The organism is Actinoplanes sp. NPDC026623, assembly GCF_040638275.1.
GTDB lineage: Bacteria > Actinomycetota > Actinomycetes > Mycobacteriales > Micromonosporaceae > Actinoplanes.
The window spans coordinates 1-12507 of the sequence record NZ_JBEZXZ010000241.1; the positions used below are offsets into that span (position 1 = coordinate 1).

At 72.8% G+C, this 12507-nt stretch carries 12 protein-coding genes; 6 read left to right on the forward strand and 6 right to left on the reverse strand.

From position 1 onward, the window contains the following. The coding region (locus tag AB0F10_RS39870; protein ID WP_360637951.1) for a MerR family transcriptional regulator at positions 1-467 on the reverse strand (467 nt) is incomplete at its 3' end. Positions 468-558: 91 nt separating this feature from the next. Between AB0F10_RS39870 and AB0F10_RS39875 the strand changes: the two genes are divergently transcribed. After that, positions 559-2178: a sensor domain-containing diguanylate cyclase gene (locus AB0F10_RS39875; protein WP_360637954.1), complete on the forward strand. Its 1620-nt coding sequence runs from the start codon at positions 559-561 to the stop codon at positions 2176-2178. Between the two features lie 9 nt (positions 2179-2187). On the opposite strand, the gene AB0F10_RS39880 is transcribed toward AB0F10_RS39875, so the two are convergent. The 4 genes from AB0F10_RS39880 to AB0F10_RS39895 form a co-directional block, all read right to left on the reverse strand. Continuing rightward, entirely contained in the window at positions 2188-4272 is a 2085-nt protein-coding gene (locus AB0F10_RS39880) for a peptidase M6 immune inhibitor A (protein ID WP_360637958.1), read from the reverse strand. Positions 4273-4360: 88 nt separating this feature from the next. After that, positions 4361-4624 (reverse strand): hypothetical protein, encoded by a 264-nt coding sequence (locus tag AB0F10_RS39885; protein WP_360637961.1) that lies wholly within the window; start codon positions 4622-4624, stop codon positions 4361-4363. Positions 4625-4660: 36 nt separating this feature from the next. Further along, positions 4661-5461: an ABC transporter permease gene (locus AB0F10_RS39890; protein WP_360637964.1), complete on the reverse strand. Its 801-nt coding sequence runs from the start codon at positions 5459-5461 to the stop codon at positions 4661-4663. Continuing rightward, entirely contained in the window at positions 5458-6357 is a 900-nt protein-coding gene (locus tag AB0F10_RS39895) for an ABC transporter ATP-binding protein (protein ID WP_360637967.1), read from the reverse strand. The genes AB0F10_RS39890 and AB0F10_RS39895 overlap by 4 nt, the downstream gene beginning before the upstream one ends. A 131-nt stretch (positions 6358-6488) precedes the next feature. On the opposite strand from AB0F10_RS39895, the gene AB0F10_RS39900 reads away from it, so the two are divergent. The 3 genes from AB0F10_RS39900 to AB0F10_RS39910 all read left to right on the forward strand — a co-directional run bounded on the left by AB0F10_RS39900 (position 6489) and on the right by AB0F10_RS39910 (position 9141). Continuing rightward, the gene (locus AB0F10_RS39900) at positions 6489-7742 is read left to right on the forward strand and encodes a histidine kinase (RefSeq protein WP_360637970.1); all 1254 of its coding nucleotides are present in this window, start codon (positions 6489-6491) and stop codon (positions 7740-7742) included. After that, positions 7739-8398, forward strand: a complete 660-nt coding sequence (locus AB0F10_RS39905) for a response regulator transcription factor (RefSeq protein WP_360637973.1) — start codon at positions 7739-7741, stop codon at positions 8396-8398. The genes AB0F10_RS39900 and AB0F10_RS39905 overlap by 4 nt, the downstream gene beginning before the upstream one ends. 62 nt (positions 8399-8460) lie before the next feature. Next, positions 8461-9141, forward strand: coding sequence for a VOC family protein (locus AB0F10_RS39910; protein WP_360637976.1), 681 nt, complete (start codon positions 8461-8463; stop codon positions 9139-9141). Between the two features lie 7 nt (positions 9142-9148). On the opposite strand, the gene AB0F10_RS39915 is transcribed toward AB0F10_RS39910, so the two are convergent. Next, positions 9149-10381 (reverse strand): dipeptidase, encoded by a 1233-nt coding sequence (locus tag AB0F10_RS39915; RefSeq protein WP_360637979.1) that lies wholly within the window; start codon positions 10379-10381, stop codon positions 9149-9151. A 229-nt stretch (positions 10382-10610) separates the two neighbouring features. On the opposite strand from AB0F10_RS39915, the gene AB0F10_RS39920 reads away from it, so the two are divergent. Both AB0F10_RS39920 and AB0F10_RS39925 read left to right on the forward strand, forming a co-directional pair. Beyond that, a complete protein-coding gene (locus AB0F10_RS39920) occupies positions 10611-11645 on the forward strand; it encodes a glycosyl hydrolase (protein WP_360637982.1) in 1035 nt (344 codons plus the stop codon). Between the two features lie 181 nt (positions 11646-11826). After that, positions 11827-12438: an HNH endonuclease family protein gene (locus tag AB0F10_RS39925; RefSeq protein ID WP_360637984.1), complete on the forward strand. Its 612-nt coding sequence runs from the start codon at positions 11827-11829 to the stop codon at positions 12436-12438. Positions 12439-12507 lie beyond the last annotated feature (69 nt).

Genomic DNA, 12507 nt, shown 5'->3' on the forward strand with positions numbered 1-12507 from the left:
GCCACTGCCGCGACTGCGGCAGTGGCCGGCCGCCCGGCCGCGGCCCCTGCCGCGACTGCGGCGGACACGCTGGGCGCGGCGTCCGCGGTGGGCGCGGCCCAGAAACGCGGTCGTGCCGGGCCGTCGGCCGGTCCGGGCGCGTCGTCCACGGTCAACAGCTCGTCCGGTACGCGGGCGGCGAGCCGAAGGTCGGCGTCGGCGGCGCCGGCGAGCTCGGCCTGGATCGCGGCGAGCGAGTGCCCCTCGGCCTGGCGACGCTTGAGCGCCACGAGCTGCAGCAGGTGCCGGGGCCCGTAGAGCGCCGTCCGGCCGCGCATGCCGACGGGGCGGTCGACCAGGCCGGTCGTCGTATACCACCGGATGGCGCGGCGGTCGGGCACGTCGCGGATCCGGCCGTTGGGCGCGCCGGGGTATTCGGCGGCCAGGGCCCGGCCCACCCGCTCCACCAGCTCGTCCAGCGTCCACATGCAGACGATACTGACACTGTTTCATTGACACTGTCAATGTCTTTCCGGCGGTTTAGCTTTGCTCCGGGCGACGGTGGCCGAACCTGAGGTTGTGGCAGTAGACGCGAAGATGATCGACCCCGCCGCCCGCGACGCGGCGTTCGCCGCCATGATCGAGCAGCACCCGGACGCCTTCCTCGGCGCGATCTCGCCGGCCGGCCAGTTCGTGACGCTGCCTGACGGTTTCGCGCCGGAGAGCATGCGCCAGATCGTCGGGGTGCATTCGGCGCTCGCCCTGATGGTCGCCGAGGACACCAGGATCGCCGTCGACGCCTGGCACGTCGCGCTCGCCGAGGGCATGACCAGCTGCCTCATCCACCCGGTGGTCGCGCCCACCGAGCTGGTCCGGATGCACCTGATCGACATGACGCACCGGTACGGCGTCTACGCCACCTTCCTCACCGGCCTGCGCGAGCGGCCCGGCGGCATCTCGCTCGAACACGCGCCGATCCGCCCGCGCCTGATCTCGCTGCGCAAGGACCAGGTCGCCGTGATCAGGGACGTCGACCCGGAAGTCCACCTGATCCTCGGCTGGAGCGCGGACGAGCTGATCGGCACCCGCGCGCTCGACCTCGTGCACCCCGACGACCACGGGCGTGCGATCGCCAGCTGGGTGGACCTGCTGGCCACCCCGCCGGGCGGCTCCCGCCGGGTCCGGCTGCGCCACCTGCACCGCGACGGGCATCCGGTCTGGTTCGAGGTCACCAACCACAACCTGCTCGCCGACCCCGACGATCCGCGGGTGGTCGCCGAGATGCTGGACATCTCCGACGAGATGGCCGCGCAGGAGGCGCTGCGGGTCGGCGAGCAGCTCATGCGCCGGCTGACCGAGACCATCCCGATCGGCATCGTGCAGATCGACGCCGACCGCCGGATCGTCTACCAGAACGAGCGGGCCGCGATGCCCGTCGAGTCCGGCGAGCTCCTGGGCGAGGAGTGCCTGGGCCTGGTCGCGCCCGACGACCGGCCGGCCCTCGACGCGGCGATCGCCGAGGTGCTGGGCGCCGGGCGCGACATCGACATCGAGTTCGGCCACCGCGCCGGGCGCGGCCCGCGCCGGGCCCGGGCCAACCTGCGGAGCCTGACCGGCGAGTCCGGCCTGGTGACCGGGGCGATCATCTGCCTGACCGACATCACCGCCGACGTGCGGATGCGTGACGAGCTCAAGGAGCGCGCCACCTATGACGCGCTGACCGGCTGCTACAACCGGGCCTCGACGCTGACCGCCCTGCAGGAGGCGCTCGCCGGGCCGGGACGCACCCGCGGCACGGCGGTGATCTTCATCGATCTCAACGAGTTCAAGCAGGTCAACGACCGGCACGGGCACGCGGCCGGCGACGAACTGCTGATCTACGTGGCCGGACGGCTGCGCGCCTCGGTGCGCGACGGCGATGTCGTCGGCCGGTTCGGCGGCGACGAGTTCGTGGTCATCTGCGGCGACGTGCCCGGCCCCGGCCGGGCCCGGCGGATCGGCGAGTCGCTGGTCACCGCCCTGCACGAGAGCCACCTGGACGTCGCGGGGGAGCGGCTGCTGCCGCAGGCCAGCATCGGCGTGGCCTGGGGCGATCCGGACACCATCTCCCCGAGCGCCCTGATCGCCCGCGCCGACACCGCCATGTACGAGGCCAAGCACGCCCGCACCGGCCGCCTGGCCCTGGCGCTCGCCGACTGAGCGGCCGAGCTACGGCCTGCCGCCGCCCGGCTGGACGACGCCGTTGACGGTCAGCGCGTACGGCGCGTACTGCTTGACCATCCCGGTCGGCTCGTCGTAGGCGACGATCGCGACCACCCTCGGGTACGCCTTCAGCGCCGCGAACTGGGCGGGTGGCACCTGCCGCGCCCGGTGGCGTTTCTCGTCGATGCCGACCAGCCGCACGCTCCACGCGTGCACCCGCTGCGGCACGATCTGGGTCGGCGAGCGGAACCCGGCCAGCGACGAGCCGTCGGTGACGGAGGCGCCGCCGAGGCTCACGTCGTCGATCGTCCAGCCGCCGTCGTTGACCGACTGGTCGCTGACGTAGCGGAAACCGAGCAGGATCCGCTTGCCCGCGTACGCGGACAGGTCGTAGGTGTGCGCGCCGAATCCGTTGCTCTCGCCGTTGATCGCGGGCCCGAGCGGCCCCTTGACCGTCCTGTCCCCGGCGACGGCCGTGTACGTGTGCCCGCCGTCCGTCGACACGGTCACGTAGCCGTAGTCGTAGCCGGCCTCGGTGGAGTACTTCTGCCGTACCCGCAGGACCGGATCCGCGGCCGGCACGGTCACCGCGACCACCGCCGCGGCGTCGAGATCGTCGTCGTTGCCGGAGAAGAGCGCGCCGTCCTTCACCGTCCACTGCAGGGCCTGGGCCGGCAGCAGGCGCGCGCCGTCGAACCGCACCGACCTGAGCTGCGATCCGCGCAGCGGCGTGCCGTCGGCGTCGCGCAGCCGCACGTAGTCGGCGCCGTTCGGCGCCGCGCCCGGGTCGTCGTAGGAGGAGGGGTTGTCCAGGTTCACGGTCGAGCGCAGGCTCGGCGCGGTCACCAGCCTGCGCGGCACGCCGACCATGGCCCCGTCCGGCGTGTCGCCGACGATCTTGTCGACCAGGGTCATGGTCTGGAAGTCGTGCAGGACCCGGTACAACTGCACGCCGTCGCCGAGCGCGGCGGACACCCCGGCCAGGCCGTGGTGCGCGCCGTCGCGGTGCAGCCGCGACAGCATCGCGGCGCCGAAGCGGTCCCGCAGGTAGAGCATGAACTGGTACGCGTTGCCGTAGTCGGCGAGCACCTCGACGGGATTGCCCTCGTCCCACAGGTTCAGCGAGTTCTGTGCGCCGCCGCACGGCCGCGGGTTGGTGTTGTACGGGGTACGCACCGTGCCGAAGCCCTGGAAGCAGTGCAGATGGCTGTCCGTGCCCCGCTGGTAGACGGTCGCGGTGCCGTCGACGTAGCCGACCAGGGTCTGCGCGTAGTCGGAGAGGCCCTCGTTGACCCAGAGCTCCTCGTCCGGATCGGTGTAGGACTGCAGCAGGTGCTGCCACTCGTGCGCGAACGTGCCCTCGTACATGCGGGGCCGGGCGGGGCGGCTGGTGCACAGGTCGCCGGTCGGCTCGTCGGGCGGGTTGGCCCCGGAGCGGTGCTTCCAGTCGTACACGTCGATCGTCATGACGTTGCGGTCGACGAGCTCGTCGATCTGCGAGGAGAAGAAGCCCGCGACGTAGGTCTGCGACTTCGGGAAGTCGAAGTAGTTGTCGTCGCGGACGTTGTCCAGCAGGGTGACGGTCTTGTCGCCGTCGCCGGTGTAGTCGCCGCCGGTCAGCTGCGGCTTGGTGCCGTCGCGCTCCCGCGGCGTGCTGAACGCGGCCGTCTCGCGGGGCCAGATGTTGTCGTCGAACTGGCTGATCAGCCCGCCGATCTGGGCGTCCGTCACCTGGGTCGAGGAGGCCGGGCGGCAGTCGCCGGCCGGGAAGGCGACGTCGGACGCGACCCAGACCTCGATGTGCTTGCCGACGCCGCGCAGCGTGTAGTCCTTGCGGTAGACGCCGCCGTCGACCTCGTTGAGCCCGAGCCACTCCCGGACCGTGCCGACGGCGGGGGTCGGCGCGGCAGCGGTGTGCCGGGTGCCCTCCCGGCCGAGGCCCAGGTGTGACACGTCGAAACGCTTGGGTGCCGGCTCCCGGGTGTCGTCCGCGGGTGCGGCGGGTGCGGCCGGTGCCGCGTGCGCCGGGGCGGCGAACGGCAGCAGCGGCACGATCAGCAGGGCGACCGCGGCGAAACGGAGGCGGGTCATGGGGGACTCCCTTCGGCGCCGCGCCGGTGGGGCGCGTACAGAAGGGGACGCTACCCGGACCAAGCGCACAAAAGGGGTAAGACGCGTCCTACTCGAAGAGGGAATGATCGCCGTCTCCGGCCCGCCGCCGGGCCCGCCGGCGAAGCTGCACCACGACCGCGTCGGCCGCCGCCACCAGCGCCCACCCGGCAAGCAGCCAGCCGGGCAGGGTCAGGCCCGCGCGCCAGAGCAGGACGGCCAGGACCGAGCACACGACGAAGCCGAACACGGCCAGCACCAGCCGCAGATTCAGCGCGCTGTAGGGCCGGTCGGCGGTGCCCCGGCGGCCGGGCGGCTGCGGACCGATCGGCATGGATCGACCCTAGCCGCCCGGCCGGGGCAGTGGAAGTCAGGACACCTCGCGCCGCAGCACCCGCACGGTGCCCAGGGTCAGCGGCAGGGCCACCCAGACCAGGGCGGCGACGCCGAAGCGGGCCCACTGCCCGCCGGTCATGCCCGGCTCGCTCAGCGGCACCGACGTCACGTTGATGTCGACCCAGCCCGCCGCCGTGTGCAGCCACCTGACCATCTCGCCGAGCACCGACCAGACGGTCGGGATGGCGAAGTACAGCACGATCGCCAGCGGCGAGTTCAGCAGCAGGGCGCCGAACGCCGAGCCCATCAGCACGAACACCATCTGGTTGACGAGCAGCTGGCCCACCAGCGCGGCCTCGATGTGCCAGTCGCCGGCGCCGCCCGTACCGATGGCGATCAGGTTTCCGGCCGCGGACAGCGCGGCCGCCGCGGCCGTGGTCGCGATCGCGATCAGCACGGCCGCGATCAGCTTCGCCGCGATGACCCGCCCGCGCCGCGGCATCAGGGTGAACGTGGTCAGCGCGGTGCGCTGCGACCATTCGCTGGTCATCGACAGGATGCCGAGCACCGGAAGCAGCACGCTCGCCGGCACCAGGCCGAAGGCGAAGAACCCCGCGAAGGTCTGCTCGGCGTCCGGCGCCGCGAACAGCATGATCGCCGCCGTGCCGGCCGCGGCCAGCCCGATGACGATCAGCAGCCACAACCCGGAGCGGGTGTCGGACAGCTTGCGCAGCTCCACCTGGGTGAGCCGCCACAGCGGGATCCGCGTGTCGCCGCCGTCGCGCGGCCGGGCCTCGCTCGCGGTCGCGGCCGGTGCCTGCCGTACGGCGGTCATCGGACCGCCTCCCGCACCGAGTCGCCGGCGGTCAGGGCGAGGAACATCTGTTCGAGCCCGCCGCTGCCGGCCGGGCGCAGTTCGAGCAGCACCAGCCCCGCGCCGGCCGCCGCCCGGCCGATCGCCTCCGCGTCGGCCTGCACCACGACGCCCCCGTCGGTCGTCGCGGTGCCGGTCAGCCCGGCCCGGGCGAGCGCCGCGTCCAGGGCGGCCGGGTCCAGCGCGCGCACCATGGTGCCGCTCGCGGCGAGCAGCTCGAACTTGTCGCCCTGCGCCACGATCCGGCCGCCGCCGATGACGACCAGGCGGTCCGCGACCGCCTCCACCTCGCGCAGCAGGTGCGACGAGAGCAGCACGGTGCCGCCGCGGTCCGCGAAGTCGCGGAGCAGCCCGCGCATCCAGAAGATCCCCTCCGGGTCGAGGCCGTTGGCCGGCTCGTCCAGGATCAGGATTCCGGGGTCGCCCAGCATCGCGTACGCGAGCCCGAGCCGCTGCCGCATGCCCAGCGAGTACGCCCTGACCCGCCGCTTGGCGGCCGTGCTGTTGAGGCCCACCCGGTCCAGGCTCTCGTCGACCCGGCGCCGGTCGATGCCCATGGTCAGGGCGGCCAGCGTCAGCACCTCACGCCCGGTACGCCCGGAGTGCTGCGCGGAGGCGTCCAGCAGCACGCCGATGCGCCGGCCGGGGTTGCCCATCCGCCGGTACGGCCGCCCGTCGACGGTGGCGGTGCCGGAGGTGGGCGGGGTGAGCCCGCAGATCATCCGCATGGTGGTGGACTTGCCGGCGCCGTTCGGGCCGAGGAAGCCGGTCACCGTGCCGGGTTCGCAGGTGAAGGACACGTCGTCTACGGCCGGGTGGCTCCCGTACCGTTTGCTCAGGTGTTCGACCGTGATCATGCCTCTCAGCCTGCGGTCCGCGGGTGACCGCCCGCGTCGGCCGCCGGTCGGTGCTCGCGAACCTTGGTCTAGCGACGGTTACGACTTTGGTCGGTATCGGGCGCCGGAACACCGCCCGTAGCATTGCCGGCGTGGGGAAGCCGTCGGATTACCAGTGGCTGCTCCCGGCGTCGCTGCTGGACGAGCCGGACCGGCCGCCGGCGCCGCGCTCGACGCGGGACTGGGTGATCGACGCCCTCTGCTTCGCGCTCGGCCTCGGCTGGGCGCTGCTGTGCACCGCCGAGCTGCTGAGCCCGAACCCGGAGATCGTGTCGCAGTTCGGCTACACCCCGTCCTGGCTGATCTGGCTGGACCTGGTCGTCGGGGTCCTGCTCTCGGTCGCGCTCTGGTGGCGGCGGCGCTGGCCGGTGCACCTCGCGGTGCTGGGCATGGTGGCCGGGGTCTTCACCCTGACCGGTTCGATCACCATCCTGATCCTGCTCTTCACCGTCGCGGTGCATCGCCGGTTCGCGGTGGTGGCGGCGGTCGCCGCCGGCGCCACCGTCTCCAGCGCCGCGTTCTCCGCGCTGCGGCCCGAGACGGGCAGCAGCTACTGGGAGTCGATGGCCTGGAGCGCGGTGTTCATGGTGATCGTGGTGCTCTGGGGCATGGTGGTGCGGTCGCGGCGGCAGCTCGTGGTGTCGCTGCGGGACCGCGCCGAGCGCGCCGAGTCCGAGCAGCAGCTGCGGATCGTGCAGGCCCGCGCCCTGGAACGCACCCGCATCGCCCGCGAGATGCACGACGTGCTCGCGCACCGGATCTCGCTGCTGAGCCTGCACGCCGGCGCGCTGGAGATCCGGCCGGACGCGGCGCCGGCCGAGGTGGCCGGCGCGGCCGGGGTGATCCGGGCCAGCGCGCACCAGGCCCTGCAGGACCTCCGCGAGGTGATCGGCGTGCTGCGCGAGCCGGCCGGCGACGATTCCCCGGAACGCCCGCAGCCGACCCTCGGCGAGCTGCCCGCGCTGGCCGACGAGTCCCGGGCGGCGGGCGCCAAGGTGCGCCTCGACGTGCGGATCGACGACTCGGCCCCGCTGCCGGCCGGCGCCGGGCGCACGGCGTACCGGATCGTGCAGGAGGGTCTGACCAACGCCCGCAAGCACGCGCCGGGCACGGCGGTGCGGGTCACCGTCGAGGGCGCGGCCGGCGCGGGGCTGACCATCGACGTCCGCAACCCGGCCCCGGTCGGGCGGCCCTCCCTGGCGATCCCCGGCACCGGGACCGGCCTGGTCGGGCTCGGCGAGCGGGCCACGCTGGCCGGCGGCCGCCTGGTGCACGGGCGAACCGCCGACGGGGATTTCGCGCTCAGCGCCTGGCTGCCCTGGCCCGCCGCGGGCGGCACCACATGACCGATCCGGTACGGGTGCTGATCGTCGACGACGACGCCCTGGTCCGCGCGGGCCTCACGATGATCCTGTCCGCCGCCGGCGACATCGCGGTGGTCGGCGAGGCCGCCGACGGCAGCGAGGTGCCGGCCGCGGTGGCCGCGCACCGCCCGGACGTGGTGCTGATGGACATCCGGATGCCGCGGGTCGACGGCCTCGCGGCGACCGAGTCGCTGCGCGGGCGCGCCGGCGCCCCTGAGGTGATCGTGCTGACCACCTTCGACGCCGACGAGTTCGTGCTGCGGGCGCTGCGGGCGGGCGCGAGCGGCTTCCTGCTCAAGGACACCCCGCCGGTGGAGATCCTGCACGCCGTCCGCCGGGTGGCCGGCGGTGAGGCGATGCTGTCGCCGACCGTGACCCGGCAGCTGATCGCGCACGTGGCGGCCCCCGACCCGGGCGGGAGCCGCCGCCGGGCCGGGGCGGCCCTGGACCGGCTCAGCGAGCGCGAGCGCGACGTCGCCCTGCTGCTCGGCAAGGGCCGGTCCAACGCGGAGATCTCGGCGGAGCTGTTCATGAGCGTCGCGACGGTGAAGGCGCACGTGTCGCGCCTGCTGGTGAAGCTCGGCCTGAACAACCGCGTCCAGGTCGCGCTGCTGGTGCACGACGCCGGCCGCGCCTGAGGCGCCGCCCGGTAGCGGCCACGTCACTCGCCTGCGGCCCGCGCGGATGCGACCATTCACGAATGTCTGTCGTGACCGCGCCACAGGCGTCCGAGGCCGTCGACGAGCTGGGCTGGCGCTACGTGCTCGGCACGCTGCGCGCGTCGCTGCGGCTCGGCCCGATGTGGCAGGTCGCCGAGGTGGCCACCGAACTCGTCCGCGCCTGCGGCGTGGGCGCCGACGAGAGCCTGCGGATCGACCTGCGCTCCGGCCGGCTCGAGCTGGTGCTGCAGTCGGCGCGCGCAGGCGCCGTGACGGCGGCCGACCTTGACCTGGCCCGCCAGATCGCCACCACCGCGGCGGAGATGGGCCTGCGGCTCGAGCCCAGCGCCGGCGGCGGCCGCTCGGTCCAGGTCCTGGACCTCGCGATCGACGCGCGGGACACCGCCCGGATCCGGCCGTTCTGGAAGGCGGTGCTGGGCTACGCCGGCGAGGGCGGCGCCGAGGGGCCGCGGGACCCGATCGCCGACCCGCTCGCGCAGGCCCCGGCCGTCTCGTTCCGGCAGGTGTCAGGCCCCCGGCCGCAGCCGCACCGGATCCACCTCGACGTCTGCGTGCCGCACGACGAGGCGCCGGTCCGGATCCGGGCGGCGCTCGATGCCGGCGGCACGCTGCTCTCGGACTCCCGCGCCCCGGCCTGCTGGGTGCTCGCCGACGCCGAGGGCAACGAGGTGAGCGTCACCACCTGGCAGGGGCGCGGGTGAGCCCCGGCTACCGCGCCGGCGATCCCGGCCAGAGCGGTTCCGCCGCGGCCCGCTCCGCCGCGCGCAGCACCCGCAGGATGTTGCGGCCGGTGAGCCGCTCCAGGTCGTCCTGGCTCCAGCCGCGGGAGGCGAGCTCGGCGAGCAGCCGCGGATAGCCGGAGACGTCCTCGAGGCCGGCCGGCAGCCGGTCGCAGCCGTCGTAGTCGCCGCCGATGCCGACGTGGTCGACGCCGGCGACATCCCGGACGTGCTCGACGTGGTCGGCGACCTGGCCGATCGTCGCCTCGGGCCGGGGGTTGGCTGCCAGCCACGGCCGGAACGGCTCGGGCGGTGACACGTCGCTGCCGGGCAGCGCCGACAGGAACGAGCCGGACGTGAGGGGCGCCGGCTCCGGTGCGTCCCGGCCGGGCCGGGGCGCGCTGGGCCAGGAGGCCGGCGCCGGGGGCAGCCCGAGCCGCGCCCACTCCGCGTCGGCCGCGGTCGCCCAGGCCGCCACCTGTGCCGAGACGAACGGCGGCACGAACGTGACCATGCAGACGCCGCCGTTGTCGCGCAGCTTGACGAGCACGTCGTCGGCGGCGTTGCGGCGGTGCCCGGTGACCGCGTGCGCCGACGAGTGGCTGAAGATCACCGGGGCGGTGGCCACGTCCAGCGCGGCGTGCATGGTCGTGGCGGCCACGTGCGACAGGTCGACGAGTACGCCGATGCGCTGCATCTCCGCGACGATCGCCCGGCCCTCGTCGTCGAGGCCGCCGACCCCGGGCTGGTCCGTCGCCGAGTCGGCCCAGGAGGTGTTGTGGTTGTGGGTCAGCGTCACGTACCGCACGCCGAGGCGGGCGAAGGCGCGCAGCACCCCCAGCGACGTGGCCAGGCTGTGCCCGCCCTCGATGCCGATCAGGGAGGCGATCCGGCCGCCCGCGATCGCGGCCTCGACGTCGTCCGCCGAGTAGGCGATCGCCAGGTCCCGCGGGTACGCGGCGGCGAGCCGGTAGACGGCGTCGATCTGCTCCATCGTCGCCACCGCGGCCTCGGGCTCGCTCAGGTCGGAGGGCACGTAGACCGACCAGAACTGGCCGCCGACGCCGCCGGCGCGCAGCCGGGCGATGTCCGTGTGGAATTCCGGGCGGTCCGCCGCCAGCCCGGACACCCGGTACCCGGCCCGGGCCCTCAGGGCCATCGGCAGGTCGTTGTGCCCGTCGATCACCGGCATGGCTTGCAGGGCGAGGTCTACCACGGTCACTGGTGCTGCTCCTCTGACGGTTCGGACGATTTGATCATCGCTCGCGGAGCCTATGGCCGAAAAGGCCTGGTCGGCAGGGGTTTTCGAGCGCGGAAATCCTCAAGTCGCGCCGTTCGGGCCGTCCGCAACCGGGTGGCACCTGTTCGGGACCAGGGGGTGCACCGCGCAGACCGGAATCTTCTCTGCATGCCCGGCCGACAACGGCTGGACAAGCGGGGGGAAAAACCAAATGCGTCTCAAGAAGTCGATGACCGTGCTGGCCGCGATGGCCATGGGTGCCACGACCGCGCTGGCCGGCACCACCGCCGCCACTGCCGCTCCCGCTGCCGGTTGTAAGACCAACGACCTGCTGGTGCCCTCGTGTGGCGTGCTCTGGGGTGCCGCCGCCGGTGGGTTCACCGACGCCCCGCGGGACAAGGCGCTGAAGGACTTCGAGAAGCTGTCCGGGCGCACCGCGAGCATCTATCACACCTATCACAAGGGTGACGAGGTGTTCCCGACCGCGGCGGAGAAGGCCATGGCCCGCGACACGAACCAGCCGCGGGTGCTGCTGCTGAACTGGAAGATCGCCTACAAGTCGTCGTGGGCGAAGGTCGCCAAGGGTGAGCAGGACAAGCGGATCGACGCGTTCGCCGCCCGGATCAAGAAGGACTTCCCGGAAAAGTTCTTCCTCGTCTTGAATCACGAGCCGGAGAACGACGTCATCGCCCGGCGCGGTTCCGGCTGGGAGGCCAAGGACTTCGCCGCCATGTACCGCCACACCATCAAGCGCCTCGAAGCCAAGGGCGTCACCAATGCGATCAACGTGATGGCGTACATGGGCAACGAGAAGTGGATGGCCCAGAAGTGGTGGGCCGATCTGTACCCCGGTGATGACGTCGTCGACTGGATGGGCCTGGACTCCTACGTGTCGGCCGAGAAGGGCGCGTACCACTACGGCCAGTTCGCCGACCTGCTCGACCGCAAGGCCAAGAACGGTCCGACGTTCTACGACTGGGCGACAAAGAAGCACGCGGCCAAGCCGCTGATGATCGCCGAGTGGGGTGTGTACCACCGCGTCGGCAAGCCTGTCGACAAGTCGGCCGGGTTCAACAGTGTGCTGCCGGAGCTGGCCAAGCGGCCGGCGATCAAGGCGATCGTGTACTTCGACACCAAGCACGACGACCAGGGCGACCGCGACATCAGCATCGACAGCAAGAAGACCAGCCTCACCGCCTTCCGCACCCTCGCCGCCAACAACCTGTTCAACGTCACAATCGGCTGACCCCCGACAGCACCACCCCACGAGCCGCCCGGCTGACCAGCCGGGCGGCTCGACCGCTATATAGGCGGCGGTATACCAAACTTGACATCTGGGCGGACACCCGGGCCGCGCCGAGAATCACTCCCATCACCTCGGTCACCCCCCGGAGGCTCTCTTGACCAGACGCCGTCTGACCCCCGCAGTGCTCGCCGCCGTGCTCGCGGCCGTGCTGCTGCAACTCGGCTTCGCCGCACCGGCCGGCGCGACGCCGCCCGGCATCCCCGCCGCCGCCACCGCGCGCACCTACCTCGCCGCGCTCACGGTCGCGGCCTCGACGCACACCACCACCTACAACCGGGACCTCTTCCCGACCTGGTCCACCATCTCCGGCACCTGCAACACCCGGGAGACGGTGCTCAAGCGCGACGGCACCGGCGTGGTCGTCGACTCCGCGTGCGCGGCCACCTCCGGCCGGTGGTACAGCCCCTACGACGGCGCCACCTGGACCGCGGGGTCGGACGTCGACATCGACCACATGGTGCCACTGAAGAACGCGTGGATCTCCGGCGCCTGGGCCTGGACGACCAGCAAGCGCGAGTCGTTCGCCAACGACCTGAGCGACCCGCAGCTGTTCGCGGTCACCGACAACGTCAACCAGTCCAAGAGCGACAAGTCGCCGGACGCCTGGAAGCCGCCGCTGACCAGCTACTACTGCACCTACGCCCGGGCCTGGGTCAAGGTCAAGTACGTCTGGGCGCTGACCATCACCAGCGCGGAGAAGTCGGCACTGACCTCGATGCTCAACGCCTGCTGAGCGTCATGTGAACCGGGCCGCGGACAGCGGCGCGACGACCGGCTGGGCGCCGAACCCCGGGTTCGCGCC